This window comes from Photobacterium ganghwense, assembly GCF_003025595.1.
GTDB lineage: Bacteria > Pseudomonadota > Gammaproteobacteria > Enterobacterales > Vibrionaceae > Photobacterium > Photobacterium ganghwense.
Window position 1 is genome coordinate 217,349 of the sequence record NZ_PYMI01000001.1, and the last position, 23,657, is coordinate 241,005.

Annotated in this window: 21 protein-coding genes and 2 pseudogenes; 6 read left to right on the top strand and 17 right to left on the bottom strand. The window is 49.2% G+C overall.

Annotation, left to right across the window (positions count from 1 at the left end; genetic code table 11):
- Positions 1-96: 96 nt before the first annotated feature.
- Entirely contained in the window at positions 97-1,089 is a 993-nt protein-coding gene (locus tag C9I92_RS00945; protein WP_084712570.1) for a sensor domain-containing diguanylate cyclase, read from the bottom strand.
- A complete protein-coding gene (locus C9I92_RS25640) occupies positions 1,086-2,222 on the bottom strand; it encodes a response regulator (RefSeq protein ID WP_248827381.1) in 1,137 nt (378 codons plus the stop codon). The genes C9I92_RS00945 and C9I92_RS25640 overlap by 4 nt, the downstream gene beginning before the upstream one ends.
- A gap of 456 nt (positions 2,223-2,678) precedes the next feature.
- Between C9I92_RS25640 and C9I92_RS00960 the strand changes: the two genes are divergently transcribed.
- The 4 genes from C9I92_RS00960 to C9I92_RS00975 all read left to right on the top strand — a co-directional run bounded on the left by C9I92_RS00960 (position 2,679) and on the right by C9I92_RS00975 (position 7,491).
- Positions 2,679-3,038, top strand: a complete 360-nt coding sequence (locus tag C9I92_RS00960) for a glutathione S-transferase N-terminal domain-containing protein (RefSeq protein WP_047885543.1) — start codon at positions 2,679-2,681, stop codon at positions 3,036-3,038.
- Positions 3,039-3,340: 302 nt separating this feature from the next.
- Complete coding sequence (locus C9I92_RS00965) at positions 3,341-4,027, top strand: DUF3334 family protein (RefSeq protein WP_047885710.1); 687 nt, start codon at positions 3,341-3,343, stop codon at positions 4,025-4,027.
- 175 nt (positions 4,028-4,202) lie between these two features.
- Complete coding sequence (locus C9I92_RS00970; protein ID WP_084712571.1) at positions 4,203-5,375, top strand: ParB/Srx family N-terminal domain-containing protein; 1,173 nt, start codon at positions 4,203-4,205, stop codon at positions 5,373-5,375.
- 253 nt (positions 5,376-5,628) lie between these two features.
- Entirely contained in the window at positions 5,629-7,491 is a 1,863-nt protein-coding gene (locus tag C9I92_RS00975; protein ID WP_047885544.1) for a TIGR00341 family protein, read from the top strand.
- Positions 7,492-7,593: 102 nt separating this feature from the next.
- Here the strand turns inward: C9I92_RS00975 and C9I92_RS00980 are convergent, their stop codons facing one another.
- Positions 7,594-8,046 carry a YaiI/YqxD family protein gene (locus C9I92_RS00980; RefSeq protein ID WP_047885545.1) on the bottom strand — a complete coding sequence of 151 codons (453 nt, stop codon included), beginning with the start codon at positions 8,044-8,046 and terminating at the stop codon, positions 7,594-7,596.
- 149 nt (positions 8,047-8,195) lie between these two features.
- Positions 8,196-9,791 (bottom strand): ABC-F family ATPase, encoded by a 1,596-nt coding sequence (locus C9I92_RS00985; RefSeq protein ID WP_047885712.1) that lies wholly within the window; start codon positions 9,789-9,791, stop codon positions 8,196-8,198.
- A gap of 1,073 nt (positions 9,792-10,864) precedes the next feature.
- Here C9I92_RS00985 and C9I92_RS00990 point away from each other — a divergent pair.
- Positions 10,865-11,197 carry a PBPRA1643 family SWIM/SEC-C metal-binding motif protein gene (locus C9I92_RS00990; protein ID WP_047885546.1) on the top strand — a complete coding sequence of 111 codons (333 nt, stop codon included), beginning with the start codon at positions 10,865-10,867 and terminating at the stop codon, positions 11,195-11,197.
- 177 nt (positions 11,198-11,374) lie between these two features.
- Positions 11,375-11,605: pseudogene (locus C9I92_RS00995) on the top strand (IS110 family transposase); the annotation flags it as partial.
- Between the two features lie 371 nt (positions 11,606-11,976).
- Here the strand turns inward: C9I92_RS00995 and C9I92_RS01000 are convergent.
- From C9I92_RS01000 to C9I92_RS01060, 13 genes and pseudogenes are all read right to left on the bottom strand, one after another.
- Positions 11,977-12,540, bottom strand: coding sequence for an NADPH-dependent FMN reductase (locus C9I92_RS01000; protein ID WP_047885548.1), 564 nt, complete (start codon positions 12,538-12,540; stop codon positions 11,977-11,979).
- 401 nt (positions 12,541-12,941) lie between these two features.
- Positions 12,942-13,100 (bottom strand): annotated as a pseudogene (tdh, locus tag C9I92_RS01005) (L-threonine 3-dehydrogenase); the annotation flags it as partial.
- A gap of 100 nt (positions 13,101-13,200) precedes the next feature.
- Positions 13,201-14,202: a contractile injection system protein, VgrG/Pvc8 family gene (locus C9I92_RS01010; RefSeq protein ID WP_047885549.1), complete on the bottom strand. Its 1,002-nt coding sequence runs from the start codon at positions 14,200-14,202 to the stop codon at positions 13,201-13,203.
- Positions 14,193-14,399, bottom strand: coding sequence for a tail protein X (locus C9I92_RS01015; protein WP_047885550.1), 207 nt, complete (start codon positions 14,397-14,399; stop codon positions 14,193-14,195). Before C9I92_RS01015 ends, C9I92_RS01010 begins: the two co-directional genes overlap by 10 nt.
- Positions 14,374-14,778, bottom strand: a complete 405-nt coding sequence (locus tag C9I92_RS01020) for a phage tail protein (protein ID WP_047885551.1) — start codon at positions 14,776-14,778, stop codon at positions 14,374-14,376. The genes C9I92_RS01015 and C9I92_RS01020 overlap by 26 nt, the downstream gene beginning before the upstream one ends.
- Complete coding sequence (locus C9I92_RS01025) at positions 14,778-16,568, bottom strand: phage tail tape measure protein (protein WP_047885552.1); 1,791 nt, start codon at positions 16,566-16,568, stop codon at positions 14,778-14,780. The genes C9I92_RS01020 and C9I92_RS01025 overlap by 1 nt, the downstream gene beginning before the upstream one ends.
- Positions 16,569-16,673: 105 nt before the next feature.
- Positions 16,674-16,967 (bottom strand): phage tail assembly protein, encoded by a 294-nt coding sequence (locus C9I92_RS01030; RefSeq protein ID WP_047885553.1) that lies wholly within the window; start codon positions 16,965-16,967, stop codon positions 16,674-16,676.
- Positions 16,968-17,035: 68 nt separating this feature from the next.
- Positions 17,036-17,551 (bottom strand): phage major tail tube protein, encoded by a 516-nt coding sequence (locus C9I92_RS01035; RefSeq protein ID WP_047885554.1) that lies wholly within the window; start codon positions 17,549-17,551, stop codon positions 17,036-17,038.
- Positions 17,551-19,017 carry a phage tail sheath C-terminal domain-containing protein gene (locus C9I92_RS01040; RefSeq protein ID WP_047885555.1) on the bottom strand — a complete coding sequence of 489 codons (1,467 nt, stop codon included), beginning with the start codon at positions 19,015-19,017 and terminating at the stop codon, positions 17,551-17,553. The genes C9I92_RS01035 and C9I92_RS01040 overlap by 1 nt, the downstream gene beginning before the upstream one ends.
- A gap of 65 nt (positions 19,018-19,082) precedes the next feature.
- Positions 19,083-21,788, bottom strand: a complete 2,706-nt coding sequence (locus C9I92_RS01045) for a phage tail protein (RefSeq protein WP_053061844.1) — start codon at positions 21,786-21,788, stop codon at positions 19,083-19,085.
- Positions 21,789-21,793: 5 nt separating this feature from the next.
- Positions 21,794-22,426, bottom strand: a complete 633-nt coding sequence (locus C9I92_RS01050; protein WP_047885556.1) for a phage tail protein I — start codon at positions 22,424-22,426, stop codon at positions 21,794-21,796.
- Entirely contained in the window at positions 22,423-23,316 is an 894-nt protein-coding gene (locus C9I92_RS01055) for a baseplate assembly protein (RefSeq protein WP_047885557.1), read from the bottom strand. The genes C9I92_RS01050 and C9I92_RS01055 overlap by 4 nt, the downstream gene beginning before the upstream one ends.
- A complete protein-coding gene (locus tag C9I92_RS01060; RefSeq protein ID WP_047885558.1) occupies positions 23,316-23,654 on the bottom strand; it encodes a GPW/gp25 family protein in 339 nt (112 codons plus the stop codon). Before C9I92_RS01060 ends, C9I92_RS01055 begins: the two co-directional genes overlap by 1 nt.
- Positions 23,655-23,657: the final 3 nt, after the last annotated feature.

Below are 23,657 nucleotides of genomic sequence, written 5' to 3' on the forward strand. Positions count from 1 at the left end.
AGCGTTTTCATCACTGGCCTCAATAACGACATTATTGTAGGAGCAAATGAAACAATTACAATGATATAACTAATAAAACCAATAATTTGCCCTTGATTACGTCAAAGACATCTTGTGAGGAGCAGATTCGCGCTGGGTAATGAACACAGTACTTCGGTTACGCCCCCCCTGCTTGGAACGATACAAAGCTTCATCAGCACAAGCCAGCCACTGATTATAGTGCTTCATCCACGGCGCCCACTCACAAATCCCCAGGCTGATAGTGACGCCAATTTCCCGCAGGTCGATTTTTACAGACGACTCATCAACTCTGGCCCGTAATCGCTCGGCAAAATAACTGGTCAGTTCCGACGTTGTCTCCGGTAAAATGACCGCGAATTCCTCGCCGCCATAGCGACCGGCGAGATCATTCTTACGTTTGGCCTTACGCAACATAACCGAAATGTTTTTAATTACAGCGTCACCGGCCACGTGACCGAAGGTGTCATTCACCTTTTTAAAATGGTCGATATCAAACATCACCAAGGTCGACGGAGTCTGTCGCTGCCGGCAGCGTTCAAATTCTTCTTCCAGGCAACGTTCCCAATGACCACGGTTGTACAACTGTGTCAGCCCGTCAGTAATGCTCAAATGAGTCAGTTGAGCGTTTGTCTCACTGAGCTGCTTCTTACTTTTTGCAGTATCAGACACATCATAGATGGTCATGCAGACATAGCTGTATTCTCCCGTCAGGGATTTAAGTGGAGTCAGCGTCATGTTCTGATACATTTCGACCGAGCCCCCAGTCACCGGACTAAAATTCTTGAAATCAAAAATATACGGCCGATCTTCCCAACAACTGAAAGTACGGGTGCGGAGCTTAAACGTGGAGGCTATTTTCTTTTTCAGCCAGTCATAGGGTAATCCGGGCACGACATCGAACAGGTTTTTCCCCATGATTTGCTCGGCGCTGATCCCACTGTAGGCCTGCATAAACGTATTCCACGCCTGTACGGTGTAACTACGGTCAAGCAAAACGACACCGGCGTCGATATTATCTATCAGCTGGATCGTCAAATGAAAATCAGACAGATTCATCAGGTCTTTCAATGTAACGTCTCCATCACTCGCTTAATTACTTCCGTCGAATTGTGATCCATCATGAATAAGACATTACACTCGACATCCAAATTTTCTGACTGATAACAGTATTCCACGGTAAATAATTCGCGTTGATCCCGTTTACCCTCTCCCCATACCATATAGTCTTCCATCACAACCGGCTGACGAACAGAAAAAGGGATATTCATTTGTTCAGATAACGAGACCAGAAATGAAGATACCATCAGGTTGGCAATATCCATTACCACCTCACTTTTGAATTCGTCTTTTTGCCCGAAGCCCAGACGATAACCAAATGCTTTAATATCCTGACCATGCAGGCACACCAGGGCCTCTCCATGTATGCCACCACCGACAAAGCGCTGCGCAATGGCTTTAGACTGAGCCTGCTGCTTGATATCAAGAATGGCCATAGCCAGTTCCCCCGTGCTCAGCATCGCCACATTGGGCATGGGCATTTTAATAAATTCACCGAAATGATCAGAGATAATTGCAGCCCCCCGCCCCAATGCCACATTCGCTACTTCTTTAAACACGGTCAGAAAATCGTCCTGGCCAACATGGTTCCGATCAGGCTGGGTGGAAGCAATGGCAGACGTTGAGGAAGATGCAGCCGCTGACAATGCGTTTGGATGCGAATTCTGATGTACGTATGAGTTTGTTTCAGGGCTATCTGTTTGATGAACCTCGGTTTGAAGGCTTACGTTTTGCGTGCTTGCTGTATCACTGTACGAGGCTTGATGAAAAGCAAGCGTTATGCCGACCCGCTCCAGGGCTTTAACAAGAATGGCTTGATTGAATGGTTTCGGCAGGAAAAAAGTGGCTCCATTCTGGATACAGCGTTCCATCGCCTGTTTTTGCACATCCGCAGACAGAATAATGATTTTCGTCGGGTACGGATTCACCGGTAAGGTTTGCAGTACTTCAAACCCATCCATTACAGGCATGGTTAAATCAAGAAAAAGAACATCCACCTTGTGCTGTTTCATGCATTCGATGGCTTGCTCACCATTTTCTGCATTGAGCAGGGTCAGCGCTTCGGCGTCCCCCAAATATTTCATTACAGCTTTATGGACAACCGGCGAGTCATCACAAATTAAAATTGTCTTTTTACTTTGCACGAACTCATGCCTTCTCATAAATTATTCATCGATTATGATAATGAATTAAATAAATAATGAAATTAGGTCGCAACACAAAATGATGATGCAGTGAGATAGATCGTTTTTTTCATCATCGCCTCCTATTATTTCTATGAATAAATAGCGATGAAATATAAGCGTGCTACTGCAACAGCAGGATGCCGAGGGAATTATTCACATCAATACAAAAGTTTCATTCCTCAATAATGCCACGATCCATCTTCCATTTTCGCCAAATAAGTACCGTATTAAGTACCAATATGGCGGCAAACATAAATACCTTTGTTCATTTTCGGGCGCTTAGTTGATCCTTCGTCAGCCTGCATCACCAACCGCCATACCCCTCCTTTAATCATGGTTTTATCAGAACATGAAAGTCGCTATCATGTCGGCCACAACATGGTGTTAAGAATTGTTTCAAAAGGATAGTCCCTCATGAAAGTCATCCGATTGGTTTTGGGCCAGCTTATTCTGTTGCTCAACGCTATTTTTTCTCCACGTGCAATGAAACGCAGTGAAGATGCTCAGCAACAAGTCAATGATCAAGCAAAACAGCTTCAGCTTTATCAGTTTGAAAGCTGCCCTTTCTGCGTCAAAGTTCGTCGTTCGGCTAAACGCCTGAACCTGCCTCTGGCGACTGTTGATGCCAAACAACCGGACAATGAGCAAGTGCTGATTGAGCAAGGTGGTAAACGCAAGGTACCTTGCCTGCGTATCGAAGACAAATCTGGCCAGGTAAAGTGGATGTACGAGTCAAACGACATTGTCGCTTACCTTGAACAACGCTTTGCCTGATTTGTACTGACTCGTTGTTCTGACTCAGCCAGCAGGGATAAATCCCCTTCGCCACCTAGTCTCGGTCTCCGGTGCTGGCTGATATTCCTCTCCCCGTTTTTTCTTCCATTTGTGTGATCGCTTTTTTCAAGCCGCTTCACAACAACAAGCTTTATCGCTTTGTCATGTGCAGATTCTTTCCACTTTTCCTGCCTGCTCCCTGAGAAATTAGTGAGCAACATCAACTCCCCGCTTTCGGAGTTGTGCAATTTAACGTGTTTAGTGCCACACTGCGCTTTCGCACGTTTAACTCATTTTGTGACATGAAAAAAACAAAAATTATTACAACTGACGATATTCTGCTGAAACTCTGTCAGTCAATTGCTTCGGTTTTATCCACCGCTACAGACAGTCCTGTTCATTACTCTGCCATGGTGCAGAAAATTCAAAAAACCAGCCTAAAGCCAGACATCGGTTGCTTTGTCTTATTTGACGGCGGCTTTACCGGCCTGGTCGTCACTAATTTCTCTCAACAAGCTGCACTTGAGCTTTATCAGGAATACATGCTGAAAATGGGCATGGCTCAGGATGAGCTGGCTATTCACCACACGTCTGATGAAGTTGCCGATGTACTGGGTGAATTAATGAATCAGGTGGTGGGTGATTTCACCCGTAAAGTTCGTCGTGAATTGCAGGTTTCTATCACTCAGAACCAGCCTAAAATGCTGGCACTCAACAAACAGGTTATGCTGTCAGTCGATACTAACCTGGAGCGTCCGCAGGCTCGCCGAGTCAGTTTTACTACGGCTAAAAACAATATTTTCTATCTGGAACTGGCGATGGATAAAACGGAGTTTATCCAGATTGAAGAATTTGAACATCCGGATGAACTTGATCCAGACAGCATTATTGAGCAAACCCGCCATTCACAGGCCCAAGCAGCATCAACCCACGCGAAAACGCAGCACGCCGAAGTTGATTTAGATCTGCTGGATGAACTGGGTATTTAACTGCTAACCTAGGCGACACCTCAGTTAGCGCATACCATCGGAAATATGGGCTAACTGAATCTTGGCATCAGTGACAAGAGCTTGACGGCGTTTCTCTTCCCCTCAATGATGAAACACGTCTTGCAACTTGAATTTGCTAGACTTCTATCATATTTCGACTCGGGGTTTCTTTATTATGCGCGGTAGGCATCGTCATCTTCGTTTACTCACTGGCATTCTTTGTGGTGCCTTGCTGATTCCTGTTTGTCAGGCTGACGAAGAGAGCGCAAAAAGCCAATACAGCAATCTGGAGAACGGCGATATCATTTCCGTTAGCCTTGATCAGCTCCTGCCTACTCAGGCTGTACTCGATTACGATGCCATTTTCGCGAATTTGCAGCGATATGCTAATGACCCGGCGAATATGTTCAACGATTTGTGTCGCCTTAACGGGGCACAAAAAGTGAAGTCCTGGACAGAGGACTCCATGCCTACTAACCCGGACAGCTATACCTGTACTGCCAAAAACGGCAGCGATGCTGACGCACTGGCCACGGTTGTCGTTGGGCCTGAAAATGGCGTGCTCTATCTGACCAGTCGCCTGACAGCGCTGTCGACGTTCTGGGATATGCCTAACGGTGGCACCAGCGTGCCAATCACGGTAAAGGTCAGTCATAACCTCATTGAATCCGGTGATGATTTCTGGGCCGAAATGAACCATGACAACGCCGTCTGGCTTTACGATTTCAAGGGAAAGAAAGTCAGCCCGGATGATTTGCCGGAATACATTGGCATGAAGCAACTTAAGCACGACAAATACCTGACCCTGGTTAACCTGTTAAACGGCATCAGCTACACCGCACCGAAGCCGGATGGCAAAGATAACACCAGTGCTACGGTGCCGTTTCTGCATCTGCAATGGGCGCTGGAACTTCGCAAACAGATGAAAATCTCTGAATACGACCTTAATGATCCTGAAGAGTTTGCCACCGCGTTAACGGAAGCTGCCACCATTATGGTTGATCTTCTCGATGATCAGGAAATTGGCAAATCCAAACGTACAGCACTGATGATGGGTCAATTCGATCAGGTGGACAGCAAGGCGCTAGAAGCCCTGCTAACCAACGAAAAATCGCCGTTTGGACTCAGCGTGGCCTATCGACTCGCCCAGAAAGTCAAATCGACCCCGAAAGTCGTTCTGGAAGAAGAGAAAGCCAAAAAAGAGAAGGCCAATAAAGCAAACAGTGAAGAAAAGTCGGACGCTGGCTCTGGCAAAGAGCCAAACAGCACTGACAAACAAAGCAGTGCAGATAAGCAAAGCGCTACTGATAAACAAAGCACTACCGAGAAAGAAACACCGGAAGAATAAACGTCCGCCAACATGTATGAGGATGGATTTAGCCCGTTATCAGCCGGGTTAAATGCCCCTTGCCACCTCGAAGTGGATTTCATTCTATTTTCCAAAGCTAACTTTCCCAATGATCTGATTTCAGCAAAACAGGCCACTGACAGCCTGTTTTGCTGACTATACTTTCCGCTGTACAAGCCCTTTTGTTTCAAGAGCATTCTGAACATGCCACCCCGAATGCAGGCTGAGGCACTTTCTTCTCCCGGAGGAGAGCATGGCGGATACCTTTCTTCTTTTTTCAGCATCCGACAAAGACAATGTCAGCAAAGAAGTCATCCCATTATTCAGCGACACCCTTTTGCCTGTCATCTGGCCATCAGTGGAACCCATTACGCTGACACCAGACTGCCGGGTATTTGTCTATATCAGTGATGCTCATATCCCAGCGATTATTGATGCGGCTGTCGCTCATCAATGGCAACTGGCGATTCTTCCGCACCCGGAAGCCGGTCATGCATGCCGTGGTTTTGGTATCCCCAAACAACTTGATAACGCCATTCAGTTGGCCTGTGACGCAAAGCCCCTTCATGTTGATGTGTTACGCTGCAACGGCAGTGTCGTGCTCGATACCGTTATTCTGGGACGAGGCAGCATCTTTGGCCTGAATCGCCAAAACCTGAACTGGCAGGAAAAGCTGAAAAAAGTCTTCGTCAACCTCAGTAAAGTCAAAACCTTCATTCCGGCGAAATTTACGATTACGACGGAAAGCGAGAATACAGTGGAAACTGCCGCAATAGGCACGTTGATCATTTCCCATGCTCATGGCACGGCGTTATCACGCAATATTCTCAGTACCTCCAGTGTCAATGACGGCATGTGCCATGCGATTGTGCTGGCACCACACAGCATTATGGAACTGGTACGGTTATTTATTACGGCCCCATTTCGCCGGGATCCCCGTCTACCGGGTTTACTCGGTTTTATCAAATCACGCACGCTGATGCTGTGCGTGCAAAATCCGATGACCTTCCTTCAGGACGGGATTGAAAGTACAGCCCAAGAGCTGATTATTGAAACAACCCCCCGCAGCTTGTGTATTCTGGGCGGTGAGCCTCTTCCGGTAAGTGACAACCCCGGTAGCAGCAAAGAAAGCCGGAAAATTGTTAACTTACCGGCCGGAGGGGCAATTGCCGCCATGATTGATAAGCCACTGCCTTTCATTACGCACGCGGCCACTGATGAATTTAGAGAACTGTATCAATTGCTGCGGGAAAATGCGTCGGCGACACCCTCTTTCCTGACCCTCATGGTGCTGTCTACCCTGCTGGCCAGCATTGGGCTATTTGCCAGTTCAGCCCCCGTGATCATCGGCGCAATGATTCTGGCACCGTTAATGGCTCCAATCATTTCCCTCGCGATGGCCTTAGTCAGGCAGGACACCTCACTGCTGAGTGCCAGCTCACAAACCCTGCTGACCGGCCTGCTGATGGCCACCAGTTTCGCTGCGCTGGCCAGCTTTATCCTGCCGATGGAAATTGTGACACCGGAGATTCAGGCCCGTCTCAGTCCTAACTTACTGGATCTGGGAGTTGCCGTCATTTCCGGTATTGCGGGCGCTTATGCACATGCCAGGATCGACGCGTCAAAAAGCCTGGCGGGCGTGGCTATTGCGGTGGCTCTGGTGCCCCCACTGGCCGTGACCGGCATTGGGATTGGCTGGGCAGATCTTCATGTCGCTTGGGGGGCTTTACTGCTGTTTTTAACCAACCTGGCAGGCATTGTTCTTTCTGCATCAGTCACCTTTCTGATGTTGGGGTTCGCCCCCTTCACCCGGGCAAAAAAAGGGCTTGCCGTTGCCCTGCTGGCAGTTTTTATTGTGAGTGTGCCACTGCTGATTAGCTTTGTGCATTTATCGCACGAAGCTAAAATCATCAAAGCTCTGGAGGGACTGACTATCAATCAGGTTGTGCTGCGGCAGGTCAGTGCACGGGATGTGAAACCGCTGGAACTGAGTTTAGAAATCATGACACCGCATGCTCTGAGCGAGCAGGATCTCGACAACATCAAACAGGCGATTGAGCAAGAACTACAAACGCCTGTGATTCTTGAGGCCACACTGGTCATTCGCCGCGAATAAAACGGAAAGAGCTCTACAGCTCTACAGCTCTACAGCTCTACAGCTCTACAGCTCTACAGCAATGATGGCTATGACTGGCTCGCCATTCAGGCCGAAGTAAGATTACGCCTTTTTATAGCGGCTCAGGTACCGATCCAGCTGGTTACCGAAGTTCTGACGGTCGGCCTGACTCAGAGGAGCCGGTCCACCGGTCTGGATACCGGAACTGCGCATGGTTTCCATAAAGTCACGCATTTGCAGGCGCTGCTTTATGGTGTCTTTGGTATACATTTCGCCACGGGGATTAAGAGCTAACGCTCCTTTCGTAATCACTTCGTCTGCCAGCGGAATATCGGCAGTGATAACCAAATCACCCTGCTCTGCCTGCTGAACAATATAATTGTCTGCCACATCAAAGCCGGATTCGACCTGAATGGACTTAATGTGCGGGGAAGGCGGCACACGAATGAACTGATTGGCTACCAGTGTCACTGGGATACCTACCCGATTTGCCGCTCGAAACAGAATTTCTTTGATGACATTTGGACAGGCATCAGCATCGACCCAGATTTTCATTTTGGCTCCACTTAATTAAGCGCAATGGTTTGCGCTCTGTAACGTTTGATTTTATCAGTCTGACTCGTCGAAACCCGCCTGTGTTAAAAAGCCGCCCATAAGGCGGCTTTAGCTCGTCGATGACGACATACAGTTAAGCGTATTGAAAATTAGCCTTCCAGGCCTTTCTTCGCCAGGTACTCATCGTAAGTACCGTGGAAGTCTTCAATACCGTCTTTCGTGATTTCGATGATACGCGTCGCGATAGACGATACAAACTGACGGTCATGGGAAACAAACAGCAGTGTGCCTTTGTAGTTTTCCAGCGCCAGGTTCAGCGATTCGATAGATTCCATATCCATGTGGTTGGTTGGCTCATCCATCAGCAGGATGTTTGGTCGTTGCATAATCAGCTTACCAAACAGCATACGGCCTTGCTCACCACCAGAAATCACACGTACAGATTTCTTGATGTCATTTTGTGAGAACAGCATACGACCCAGAATACCACGAACGGTCTGCTCATCTTCGCCTTCATTTTTCCACTGACCCATCCAGTCCAGCAGGTTCATATCGGTATCGAAGTCTGCAGAGTGATCCTGCGCGTAGAAGCCAATATTGGCATTTTCAGACCACTTCACCATACCTGACATCGGTTCCATTGCACCGGCCAGCGTATTCAGGAACGTGGATTTACCAATACCGTTCTCACCAATGATCGCAATGCGCTCACCCACTTCAACCATCAGGTTAACGCCGTTAATCAGGATGTTGTCACCGTAGCCCTGTTTCAGACCTTCCACTTCCAGCGCGTTACGGAACAGTTCTTTTTCCTGCTCGAAACGGATGAACGGGTTCTGACGGCTTGACGCTTTCACTTCTTCCAGCTGGATCTTGTCGATCTGCTTCAGACGTGAAGTCGCCTGTTTAGCTTTAGAGGCGTTAGCAGAGAAGCGGCTCACGAAGGTATTCAGCTCTGCAATTTGTGCTTTTTTCTTCGCGTTATCAGCCAGCAGACGCTCACGCGCCTGAGTCGCCGCAACCATGTACTCATCATAGTTACCAGGGAACAAGCGCAGTGCACCGTAATCCAGGTCAGCCATGTGTGTACAAACGCTGTTCAGGAAGTGACGGTCGTGCGAAATAATAATCATGGTGCAGTTACGCTCAAGCAGAACGCGCTCCAACCAGGCAATCGTGTGGATATCCAGGTTGTTCGTCGGTTCGTCAAGCAGCATGATTTCCGGGTCAGCAAACAGAACCTGCGCCAACAGAACACGAACTTTCAGGCCCGGAGCAACTGCACTCATCAGACCGAAATGCAGATCTTCAGGAATACCCAGACCCAGCAGCAGCTCACCGGCACGCGCTTCAGCAGAGTAACCGTCCATTTCGGCGAATTCTACTTCCAGGTCCGCAACACGCATACCGTCGTCTTCAGACATTTCCGGCATTGCGTAAATACGGTCACGCTCTTCTTTGATTTTCCACAGTTCTTTGTGACCCATGATCACGGTATCAACAACGGTGTACGCTTCAAATGCAAACTGGTCCTGGCCCAGTTTCGCCATGCGTTCATTAGGATCCTTGGAAACAGTACCGGCAGAAGGCTCCAGTTCGCCGCCAAGAATTTTCATGAACGTCGACTTACCGCAACCGTTCGCACCGATCAGGCCGTAACGGTTACCTTCACCAAATTTAACGGAAATGTTCTCAAACAGAGGCTTATCGCCAAACTGCATTGTGATGTTAGCTGTTGAAATCAATGTACTGTTCCAATAATTAGGTCTTTCAAGCATTAAAAAAGCCGTTTCAGGGTCAAAGCCACGCTTCCTGCCTGAACGACTTTTCGTGATGAGCGTGGAGTATATCAGTTTCTGCCAGTGGCATCACCCCATAATAAAACGGGTCTGAAAGCCCGTTGTTAGCGATAGCACAGGACGGTTTATGGGCAGAGGTAATGGGAAGGTTATGGATAGGCACTCACGCCTCTCTACAGGTGAAACTTACAAGGCTTTGCCTGAATACCACCATCTGTCTATGGCATTGATTTGGCCAAACATTCGTTCAGTATCCACGGTGAAGATGAGCAAGGCAAGGTACTGTTCTATAAAACAATAACTCGCTCAAAAGTCCTCTCAACGTTTGCCACTATCCCCCATCCATTGTTGGAATGGAAGCATGCGGAGCTTCCCATTAGTGGGCTCGTGAACGGGTTAAGTTGTGCCACACTGCAGAGATAATGGCATCTGAAGCCGAGCGGCGGGGTTTTAAACGGGCCATTGTTGCTCTGGTCGCCCAAAATACTCGGATACTATGGTCGCTGCTCAGTAACAACACCGAATACCAACCTATATAAAACCAAGCTGTTTTCTAACGGAATAGCTGACTTCTCCAGGTCATTGCAATAGCCAATGATGATGTAAGGTTAAGACCTTTTGCGGGAGAGCTGATAATGCGGCGGGTACTGTAGAGCCTTCTAACGAATGAGGAACCGCAACCGCGTAGGGTCACAGGGTCATGGCATCAAAAGCTAATAAACAGACCGAATATAGAGCGGCAGTCCCAAACCGTCCATCACCTGACACTGTTGTTGACAACCTAGAGGAGTCCATGTAGCCCGGTTAAAGGGCTGACAACGCAAAACCCTGAACTCAAAATCAAAACCGTAATCACAACTACTGATTTGAACAACTGAGAGCGCCACGCGCTGGCAGCCCCTATTGAACCGTTTGCGATATCGTGAACCGATGCACAACGTAGGAACTTCTTTATCAATTGCCATAGTCCCGTATAATCGCGGCCAAATTACACCACACCAATCATCAGTGAGTTTCAAATGTCCAAACTATTTTTCAAAGGTCGAATCGATGCTAGACAAAACCACGTCATTTCAGGCTACAACGTAAATCGTGATGTAAAAGCAGGCACTGAAGAAGCTCCAATCAATGTTGTCGTCCCAACCGAGGCTCGTAAAGCAGAGATCGAAACATTGCTTTCTGAGCACTCAATAGTGGCCCATATTGTCATAGACTCAAACCAACCAGAGAGCACAGTTGAGCTTGATACGCTATTAAACAAGCCTAAAACTATTACCTATGACAAAACACCAAACCGTAATGAGCCATGCATTTGCGGAAGTGGGAAAAAATACAAAAAGTGCTGTGCTTAAGCTACTGATAATTAATTTAAAAGCCGTCATCTGACGGTTTTTTTGTAAACTAGATCTAACACTCACTTGATACGGTGCTCTGTGCCTAAGTTAAAGCGGTATAACGAATGACATGGACTCCCCCTCATCAGGCTCTGCCACACTGGGTAAGTCTGACTACCGTCCTTGGAGGACACCATGTCACTATCAATTTATGGCATTGATTTAGCCAAACATTCGTTCAGTATCCACGGCGAAGATGAGCAAGGAAAGGTACTGATCCATAAAACAATAACTCGCTCTAAAGTCCTTTCGACCTTTGCCAATATCCCGCCAGCCATTGTCGGGATGGAAGCCTGTGGAGCTTCCCATTATTGGGCTCGTGAACTGGTGAGGTTGGGTCACACTGCAAAGATAATGGCATCTAAAATTGATACAGCGGATAAATTCCCGCATGCTTTTTCTCACCAAGAACCGTAACGACTTTTAAAGGGTCAGACACTGCCTCAGCAACAATCTCTTTAATTGCTTCCTGTCCGTCTTGGACAGCATTAAGGCAATCCAGGATAAACTGGTTTCGACTTAACATCACGACATCTCCCACACTCTTCTTCAAGTGTGCCTTAGCTAGTTTGCCGACAATTACTAGTAGTATAGCCATAGTGGGTTTCTGAACATTCAGTTCATGTTGAGGGCTTTATTGGCTATCTGCTTGCCAATTTTAGTTTACGAGCCAGAATACCCATGAAAATAAAATGTGTTTTTTCACCAATCGTCATTACTGGCTTTATGAAAAGCTCCTATCGAATGGTTTTAAGGGCTCGGGTCCATTTTGCCAATTCATTCAGCATGGCTGTTGCCGATGATTCATGGTGTTTGGCTGGACTAAAATTACCATTTTCATCAATCAGGGAGCTGGCCATTTGTACCATCACGCCCTCCATCATTGGCATCATTTTTACTGTGGTCGCCAATTGTTTTGCCAATTGTGCTGAACGCAGGCCTCCCGATACACCTCCGTAACTCACAAAACCGCAGGGCTTATAATTCCACTCCTTGTACACATAATCGAGTGCATTAAAATAGCTTGGCGGTGGGCAGTAGTTGTACTCGGGTAAAACAAAAACGAATGCATCAGCCGCTTCAACGGATCGCGACCATGCCTTAGTGTGGCTGTTTTGGTATTGTTTTAAAGATGGATGATTGGGTTCATCGTACATTGGTAGTCCAACGTCTGCTAAATCAACCAAGTTGCTATTGAACTCATCATGTTGATTGGCAAATTCATCAAACCATCGGGCAATTGATGGACCAATTCGACCAAGGCGAGTACTACAAATAATAGTGTTCAATTTGTATGGCATCGTGTCTATCTCCCTCGTCTAATAGGTAGCCATAGAAACCACTGTCTCGCCGGTATTTCTGATGACTTATAAAATCTTGAAATTAGGGTCATAAAGAGGTTTACCTCTTCTAAGTATGACAAGTACACAGTCGGAAGTCTTATGAGTCAGTGTAGATCCTTATGACTAAAGGAAGGTAGATTATCGTTTCTCGCTTAAAGCGGCACCGTATAAGTGATGATCTTACAAAACGGGTACCCATATATCAGTCACACACCCCAACGTACGGCATGCTGGGACAATCCGTGGGACCAAAATGGAACCCTTCGTGGGGCTAAATAACGTTCCGCCTCTTCCATTTTACTGTTTATGCATACAAAACAGTGGAAATGAAAAAGCGAGCTTTCGGAGTGTTCTAAATCTTATTCCCAATCAAGGATAACCTTGCCAGAACGCCCGCTACGCAAGGCGTCGAAGCCTTTTTGGAAGTCATCAACCTTTAAGTGGTGGGTGATAATTGGGTTAAAATCCAAGACAAGTTGGAACAAGCTTGCCATCTTGTACCAAGTTTCGAACATATCCGGTAAGATAGGATATAAATACTTTAAAATCATAACCTTATTTATTAACCCCTATCCCGTGGGGCTAAAATGGGGCTATTTAAATAATGTAGATTTCTTCTTAGCTGGCGCCGTGGTCACCAGAAATCCTCAGCTGCAGCCCGGTTTCACTAAGTGACCACTCAACCGCCTTAACGCGCCATTTCCCGTCTTCCACATCACCGAAGCCATCTAGGGTTACATGACCTTCAGCAACCAGTGCCATCAGTGATGCTCTTGCTGGCAGGGTGACGTCCAGCGTATCACTGCCAGCTTTAACCTGCTTGGCGCGAGCAACCACTGCAGCTTTGGCTTCCTCATAGTTCGGATATGTATAAACAATCTTGAATTCAGGCTCACCGATTCCTGTCGAGACTTCCTTCGTATCGCCGCTCTCCAGGTCATGGTAGGTCGCCACCACCCGGCGGACATCATTCCGGCTGCTGAACCGACACTGCCAGGTCGCCACTTGGTGAGGGTGGAGTGTGATGTTCTTTAGTGCTTTTCCTGATGCTGATTTCCCTTCCCCCACTTTCAGAAATAGCCAATAGCCATTTGCAGGCTTGCTGACTGCCCCATAGCGCTTCGCCAACCGGGTAAGCAGGTTCATGTCACTCTCACCGACCTGATCAATATGGGTCAGCGTGATGCTGGCCAGCTCGCTGCTGACCCGCGGCACCAGGCCGTGCTCAGACACGACGGTTTTCACTAAATCCCCCAGGGTAACGTCATCGAAACTGCGGGTTTTCTGGGTCTGCAAACTCCCGGGCTGCTTGCGGTTATCCATCGGGGCGGCGTTCGCCACTATCTGCACCCGTCTGGGTGGGCCACTGGAGGTCACCTCATCCACCACAAACTGCCCTTTATCAATCAACTCACCATTAAACCCCAACCCCAGGCGCAGGACAGCCCCTTTCTTCGGGGTGGCCACGGTGTCAGGCAGGCTCACGGTAATGGCAAGGCGATCCGACTCGCTACCGGCATTATCCGTTAGGGTTAAGCTGATCAGGTTTCGTTGGATGGCAGCTGTGATGTCGTTGCCATCCGCGGAGAGGGAAAAATCCGGACGGTAATCTAATCCCATAAGCTCGAGGACTCCTTAGCAACGGGGGGCGGCAGGTCAGGCAGCGTAATTTGAATGCCGCTTGGCAGAATAGTCCCACGGTCAGCCAGACCCGGATTGGCGTTTAGCACCTCAATCACGGCGTTTTCCCGCCCGTAATGACGCCAGCAAATGGCATCAAGCATGTCCCCTTCACGGGTTCTGTAGGTCATCGCCATAAAATGCTAACTCCAGAGTAAACGACTGGCGCCTTGGCAGGCCACCTTTGATGAATTTGGTATTGGTTTCACTTAAATCCGTCATCACCCAATATCCCATGACATCGCCAAGGCCGCTGACGAGCAGCTGAGGTCTGTACTCATTGCCCATTGCGGCCAATTTCTCAATCTGATGGGTGCCAACCTCCCGGAACGTGGTCGCGATTTGCCCGTTCAGCGAAATCTTCACGGCGGCTTTGCCGGTGTACTGCAGCAGATCAGACTGGCCAATGCGAGACTGGGCATGCCAGCGCCACTGCCACGTTCTGACCAGTTCATTGTAAGCGGCGGCATCAATGTGGAACTTGAAGCCGCCCAGGGACAACATCACTTGAGCCATTAGCCTGCCTCCGGTAAATCATAGAGCGCACTGTCCTGGTAACCACCAAGCTGAGAGTGAACAGCCTGCGCCACGTCTGCCGGGGATTGCCCCGGGGCCGCATACACTTTGATTTCACCCACGCTCTGGTGTACCGTATGGCCTTTACTGGCGGGATAGGAACTGTTGATGGCGGCAACGGTCCGGCTTTGCGCAGCTTCCTGCTGGACCTGGTGATAAGATTTCACCTGCGGTGCCGGGGAATCGCTCTCCCAGAACGTCAGCGAGTCCATCCAGCCGCTGACGGTGTCCCAAATGCCTGAGATCCTGGCGAGGCTCGCATCGAAGATCCCGGTGATGCCACCCCAGAGATCAGTAAAGAATCCCGTGATCGGCGACCAATGATTAACAATCAGCCCCAGGGGCGACCAATCAAACAGCGTCTTGATGACATTGAACGTGGACGGGAACTCGGTCTTAAACCAGGTCAGTTTTTCGCTAAACCACCCTGTGACAGCATCCCAGTTTTGATAAAGCTGCGTGCCGGCAAAAATCAACGCCCCCACCGCTGCCACGGTTAACCCAATCGGGTTGGCGGCCATGACCGCATTAAAGCCAGCCATCCCGACTTTCATCGCACCGATGACTTTAACCGCCTGGTATCCGGTGGCTATCATACTGCCCAGCCCCATCACCAACTTGCCAGCCAGCAGGGAGGCAACCGCCAGGCCCACCGTTTCCCAGCCACCGAAGATCTGCACCACCCGGTTAACCGTGGCGCCCACATTCCACACGACCACGGCAAAATCTTTGGCACCGTAGACCATCGTTTTTAATGTGCCGACCACGTCCTCCTTGTTCTCCCGGACGTACTGGCTGACAGTTTGGCCAAGCTGTTGGATATCGCCCGCCATTTCACCGCCAACGATGCCTGAGATTTCTTGCCAGGCTGAACTGATGACCGTTCTGAGGTTTTTGAATGACTGGCCATACGCGACCGCACCTCTCGCACCTTCCTCGGTCAGCATGTTGAACTGGCGCTGCTCATCCAGCAACGCATTCAGGCTTTTCCCCGTATTGCGGATATAGGTGGTGACCTTGTTCCCTTCACCGCCAAAGAGCATGTCAGCTAAAGAGGCAGCTTGCTGCTTATCCGTCACCCCTTGCAGGCGTGCCATGATGAACTCAAACTGGTCGGCCGCCGCCATGCCTTCCATCATGGCTTCATCGATCCCCAACGCCCCAAACACATCCGCCACCGATGACTGTTCGCCCAGGGCTTTGAACTCACCGAACTTGTTGCTGAGCTCTTCAATCAGGTCGCCAATGTGCTCCCCGTTCAGGCCTGCCTGCTGGGCGACCCCACTCCATGCCTGGAAGCGCTCAATGCTCATGTCGTAGGACTTGGCCATCCCCGCCATGGTGGCAGTGCTGTCATTGGTGACGGTCATTAAGCCGGTGATCGCCGTGGTCGTGGCCCAGATACCCCCCACGGCAGCCGCACCTGCCGCGCCAATCCCGAGTAAGCGGTCGCCCAGCCCGGACGCTTCTTCAAAGGCCTCCGCTTTTACCCTGGCATCATCCAGCTCCTCACCCAACTGCTGATACCGGCGGGTGAGCAAGCTGACATCGGCACCGGCTAATTTTGACTTCCGGATCGATTTGGTGAGCTTGCCCTGCTCCCGCTCGAGCTCCTTGACCGTTTTGGTTGCCTTCCCCATAGACTCATTGAACGCAGAGCCCATTTTATTGAAACTGCCATCCACGGTACCGCCAAGGGTGACCACCGTTTTAAGATTTTGCGTGACCATCAGACTTTTCCTTTTTAGGCAGCAGTTCAATGAATTCCGTGAACGTGTTCAACGGCAGATCCAACAATTCAGAGAGTGACCAGCCCGTGTAGCTGGCCAACGCGATCAACCCTCGCTGGATGTGCCGCTCGCTAAGCGCTTCTGGCGAAAACCCACGATGACTTTTTGCACCTCCGTGTAATCATCCATATCCAGCTCCTGGATCACGGCGGGGTCCACTTCGGCTAACAGCGCCATTAAATGCACTTCTTTGTCGGCGTCGATCTTGTTCTGTTTGTTCGCAATCAGCTGATCGCGAACCTTAGGACGGCGCAGGGCAAGCACCTCAATGGTCTGGCTGCCTACCGTCACGGGATAGTCCAGTTTCACTTCTGTTTTTTCAGCAGCTGGGTATGTCATGATGTCACTCCAATAAAAAAGGCCGCATAAGCGGCCATAAAAACGAATGCAACCGCGGTCGCAGGGTATTAGGCGAGTTGCAGGATGCCGCGGATGCCCTCAAGGACATCGATGCCGCCCAATTTGCGAACGTGGTTAACCGGGTCAATTTCAATCAGCACGGCGCCGGACCGCACCACTTTGTAGTAATCCAGTTTCATGGTCACTTTCATGGCCTTGTCACGTTGGCTGCCGGTGTCCTGGGTGTCACGCTCAATCTTGGTGATCATGCCACCCAACTCTTCAACCAGGTCATAACTGTTACCGTACAGGTCGGTATAGGTAGAGCGCACCGACACCGCCGTGCGTGATCCCTGGCGCAACCCGAACAGCGGCAACACGGTAATATCCACCCCGAACAGGGAAAAGCTGGACTCCATGCCCGCCATGCCATCATCCACAGGGATCGGCATGTCCATATCACCGGCCTGAAAGTCAGAGGTCAGCACCTCAAGCACCGGTGGCGTGTACTCTTTGGCATTACCGGCTTTGCCGACACCATCGACCCAGATAGCCCAGCGGCTCAGTAAGTTGTCCCCTGCCATCAGCTAAATACCTCTTCCAGATAATCATTGTTTAAGCGGCTGCGGAACACGATGTGCTCAGCCGGATACGGCGGGCAGAAATCAAAATCAAAGTACACCAGGCCTTTTTGAATGGTCGCAGGTGTGTTCAGCTCTTTATCCGCCCAACATTCCCCGCCAAGAATCGCCCCGAGCGCCTTTAATTCACGCAGGTAGGCATTCACCCCTGCAATCACGTCATCGACGTAGGTCTTGGTGATGTTGCGGTCTACGGCCCACATGTGCGAGCGCTGGACGCTGTCGTTGATAATGTCTGCCGTTCGGCGGGTCTGCTCAAACGTCCATTTCGGATCCACACTGCAGGTGCGGTTCCCCCAGTGACGAAAGCCCCCTTCACGGATGATGGTGCTGACCTTGTTTTCGTTCAGCATGTTCGCCGTGGTATTCGCGTCCCCCAACGACCAGTCGACGGGTTGGGATGTCCCCACAATGCCATAGACCTGCTGGTTCGACTTCGACCACCAGAAACCTTTCTCTGCATCGATGCGGGCACGAAGACCTGCCGCCCGGGCGGAATAGGGACGATCAATCTCTTTGGCCAACTCGGTGTCGAACACACGCACCCATGGCCAGGTCACTTCAACCCGCTCACCGAACTGACGTGCGCGTTTGATCGCATCAGTGTACGTCGCGGTTCGCTCGCAATCTGAGTAGAAGATAGCGCGCAGGCGTTTGGCTTTGGCTTCCCCTTCACTCGATACCGCATCCACCTGGCTAAACTCAGGGGCGATCAGAATGCGCGGGGTGTATCCGGTTTCGGTTTGGCTATCAAGCCAACCTTGCATAGCCTTAATGACGTTTGCTTGGGTAGCTGCATCATCCGCACCTTCTTCGGCACGAACCACAATGACCAAAGCACCTGTTTGGTCAAAGATGTCATCAATGGCCGCGGGTAGCGTACCGCCAACACCAAGACCTTCAGCACGCTTACGGCTACCTGCCACGGCAACAGGCTTATACAGCGGGAAAGGTTCATTCTCGCCGCCAGTCAGGTAAGTACGCGGCGTTGCCGCCACATCACCACTGCCATCACCCAGCACGGCCACAGAAACCAGCGCAGCAACTGCCGCTTCGGCTTCAATGGCCGCTTTCACTTCATCTGCAGTGGACGTTAATGCCGCATCGGCATCCGTGCCCAGGACAATCTTGATTTTGTTTCCATCTACCGTGACGGCAAGCGCAGCAGAGGCTTCTGACTGGGGAAGGATTTCCACGCTGATGGCGTTGCCTTCCGTGCCTGCCTTTTTCGCGGTAAACACCAAGCCATCATTGAGGATGACACTACCCAGGGTGAGCGAGGCCGCAACGGCAGATGCTGCCCCTGGGGCCGTACCAACCAAACCAATGACGGCTGATTTTACGGTTTGAATCGGGCGTGAGCCGTCATCAATTTCGATGACTTCCACACCATGGAGAAATTGCGTCATAGCTAATTCCTATTCGTCGGGTAATAAAAAACCCCGCCGGAGCGGGGTTTGTAACCTACAATGATTTAAACCGAGTCTACAGACTCATATCGTGCATTCGCTTTAACATATCCATGAAACAAATCGGCGGGGCTTACCCAATCATACGCTGCGCCTTTTTCCACCAATGTTCCTTTTGAACTTAAACAGTTTGTCGGAATATATTGGGTAGCTGTTTTTACTATTGTGCAATCACGTAGATGATGGAGAGAGAATTCTGCATTACCAGACGTTCGGCTTGGTAATGGTATGATCTGTGAGCCATAAAACCATGCCTCGCCCTCTGAAACTAAACCTCCAGAATTTGCGTCATATGAAATACATGATCCTCCGTGAACTTCTATGAGATGGTCAACAGTAACTTCCACGTCAAACATGGTGCAATCTGTAACTATCGCCCGTAATTTAATTCTGTCTGAATTAATGTTTCTATCGTCGGGTATCGGATCATACTGAATTAACGTTTCTGCCCCTGGTATACCATCATCATGAAACGGATTTCGATTAGCATTAAAAATTCTCGATATACACCAAACTGAATTATGAGCACCGGATAGCACCGACTCAGATTCAACCGGCATTTTTACATACTTATCATTAGGCCCATTGACCGCTGATATATATGCCTTTGCATTTTCCTTTGAATAATTAACGTTATCGACAACAATTCGTGCTGGTAGTCGAACGCCAGTAGTAATGGCCTTTTTATTGTAATCGACACAAACAACACCGAACTCATGACGATTCAAATGGCTGTCTGGTGCATTAATGACCACATTCTGAACGTTAATATTTCTCCCCCATTCAGTTATTTGTTTGGCGCCATAATCCCCATTAGAAACAAAATCAACAATTTTAATAATATCTGTGACGGGCATATTAGAGTCGATAATCAATGTCAAACCATCAATATCAATATTACCACGCCATTCAGCGCCATAGTCAGGACGGAATTGCACAACTGATTTATACCCATACTGAGAGGCATTGAGCTTGGTTGACTTGCCAAAGAATCTAGAACAATTCTTCAATTTCAAGTAACCACCGCCATTACCAACCATGACTCCCCACTCTTTGAAATGGGTGTCCTCTGCATAAAAGTCCCATAGGCCGAAATGACAATCTATACGGTTTATTTTTGAACCTTTTAATGACAACCCATTAATATTATTAAACCCAGAAAAACCCCAGCCACAATAACCATTAATGTTTTCCATTTGAAGGTCAACAATACCGTTGCCACTTAAACCATACGTCCCTTCCGTACCTTCCAATCTTGTTGGTGCTTCTCCATTAACATTAATCAACCGAATATCCGCTGCATGAGTAATTTTCATCGTAGCTCGAATATTTAGCTCATCTGACTGAGTTTTATCCTTGAAACCAATCAATTCCCAAATCGTATTATTTCTTGCTATATCGAGAAATACATGACTCGGACTTCTGTTTAGGTCAATAAACCCGCCCTTTATTGTAATATAGCTTTCCTCTAGGTTCCTATATTTTACTGACAGACTTGTTGCACCTGAGTAATCAAATCTAAGCGGCTTATTTAACTCTCCGTTCTTAACAACACGATTAGGTTCTTTCTTGTAAATAAATGTCGTACTTTCAGGTTTTCTTTTTATATGTTCAAGATCGGACTCAATGAAAACATAAGCATTGTGTAGCGATGAAAGGCTAGCAACATGACTAGATGTTTCATAAAACTCAGTATGATTGAGCGCACCATTAAAATCAGAAAGAGGATTACCTTCAGCACGAAACAAAACCGGAAAATCCCATGTCGCAGGACGGCCAACATCTTCATGTATGACAAACTCTGTCATTCCCCAGTCAACATTAGTATTGATAACCGCCAAATAACTATCATCAATTAACGCTATCCCATCTTCATTGACAACTGGAAGTTTCTTTAAGTTTGCACAATCATGACAATCTTTAATTTGACGCATGACGGGAGATTGACCATCTAGAACAGCTCCAAACTGCCGATAATTTAAGGGACTGCTAATTATCTCAAACTCTCGGCCTAATTGGTCATAAACCAAACCTATATTTAGATAAGTCTGTCCCGCTTCCTCTTGCTTGATTTGACCTGTATGGGTGAATTCTGCATTACCTTTGTCGCCAGGATGATTGTAGCCTCGTGTAATAATGTGTGTAGCATTAATATCCTTTTTAGGAATATCTGTAAAAGCACCAACCGTCTCTGTTCTAGTTTCTACTTTTTTATTAACCCAATCGCGGCTTGCTATCACCACATTAGGATCAATTTCAATAATTGGCTCTGCACTGGTAATGACAAAGATCATCTCCAATGTCACCGGCGTGCTGACGTTACCGTTATTGATCGGGGCGGGTACATAAATACGAGCGCAGTTGCCCACCGCATGAAAGTAGGTATTCCCATCAAACGTCGCCACGGCGGCAAATTCTCGGATAATCAGATCATTGACATCATCAGGGAGAATCGCCTCGACCTTTAGCATCGGGGTGCTGTCGGGTGTGGGCTGTAGCACATCCACCGAATTCACCGGGATACGGGCCAGCTCATTGACCAATGCGGTCTGTTTACGATCAGGCTGCACATAGGTGTCATTGGCATCACCAATCGCAATATGGGTGAAGGTGATTTGTTTGTTCTTCAGCTTACCGTTCTGCTCGGCGTTTTCGCCGAGGATGGTCAGAATCGAGCCATATTGCTGTTGATTCTCTGGGGGTTGACTCATGTTTGTTACTCCAACACTAACGGTATCGGGCCGGACTTTATCTGTATACCCTGGCGTGAAATGCAAACCAGACCGTTATTTGACGAACTCACCATTGAGGAAATAATCCACGGACCCGCTTTCAGCTGCATCGCTTGCCGACTCACGGCAACATGCTTTTCCGGCGCTTCCACCCGGCTGGTAATGGCGACTTTGGTTAAGGTGCTGCGGACATTTTTCGCCGCATTGATAGCTGGCACGAGCTTTTCCAGATCAGAGCCGTCAACCGGGGTTCCGGTTGATACGTAATCCACCGTGAACTCACCCGGAGCCAGGTTTGCTTTGTCTTCAAACCACTCGGTAATTTTGGTGTCATCCCCGCGGATGCCGCTTACAGCCCGCTCGACCGCATCCCGGGTTCCCTTTTTCCGGTGTATATACAGACTGTCTTTGATGACCTTGCGCTTGAGCTCAACTGGCCAGGTAGAATCCCAGTTATCCACCGACAACGCCCACGCCAGATGCGGCAGGAGGTGCTCCGGGCATTTGTCCGGGTTCCAGAGATCACGGTTGGGAAAAGAAAGAGGCGGTGAAATCACCGCCTCGATGTCTTTTTCATGTTTGCTGGCATTGGGTGGCAGCAGGCTTTTTCCCGTCACGTGGTCACCCTCGCGGTCAGTGTGAGGCTTGAGGCAAACCCGGCACTGAATCGGTCATTGATGATGTCGGCCGCCGGCGAGGTTAAATGCACCTTATACACCCCGGGTACACGCAACGCGGCATAAAAACCATCCAGGGTTAAATCCAGACCCTGACGATGGGATTCGCTTAACCAGGCATCCAGTTTTTGCCGCGCCGCCTTCAACACTTCCGCTTGGTCCGGCCCCGAAAACAGCTCTAATTCAGCCTCCACCGCAAACTCATTGATGTGGGCACTTTGCACCACCACCTCATCACTGAGCGGCCTTGTGCCTTTTGGCGTGAGCGTGTCTTCAACCAACTGGAGAAGCTCTGGGGTGGCCGTACCGTTCCCTTCATGGGACAGCACCGACACCGTCACCGTTAACGTGCCTTTGGGGGAGTCAGTGGCAATACTCTTTACCCGGCCATCGGCTGACAGCGCCCAGAACTCATAATCATCCGCGCTGCCTGCCGTGTTCTTGGCCCGGTTGGATAGCTGTATCCGGTACCGAAACGCTTCATCTGACTCCATAATGCGCGGGCGTGGCGGCAGGGCTTCGGGATCCCCGTAATCAATCACTAGGCGCTCCACATCAAAATCAGCCCCTCGGATATCCAAGTCGGTGCCAGTCGCATACGCCAGCATCGTGGCATGCGCACCATCATTCACGCGCTGACGCAGCACCATTTCACGAAACGCAGCAACCTCCATCAGCTTGTAAACCGGATCAGACTCGTTCACATCCTGGTAGTCAGGGTCAATCGCCTGATAACGCCCCACCCACTCCTGGAGGATTTGTTCATAGTCCAACTGCTCTATCACCGCAGGTTTTGGCAGTTGGCTCATGTCTACATTCACGACTGCCATTAACTCACCTCAATGCCTTCCAATGTGATGGGCTCACCATTGGGTTTGTATTTCCCCTCAATGGTGAGTATTACCGAGCCCGGCCGAGCTGATGTCACCCGAACCCGGGACACCTCAATCCGCTTTTCCCACTTCTTCAGGGCCTGGGCACTTTCTGCCACAATGTCCGCCACCGTTTCGGGGTTACCCGGGTTATCAATCAAATCGAACAGGCGGCTCCCGTAGTCACGGCGCATTACCCGTGAGCCAATGGGCGTGGTGAGGATATCCCGCACCGACTGTTTGAGGTGCTCCATTCCGCTCAGTGCGCGGCCTGTCGCGGCATCCATCCCTTTCATACC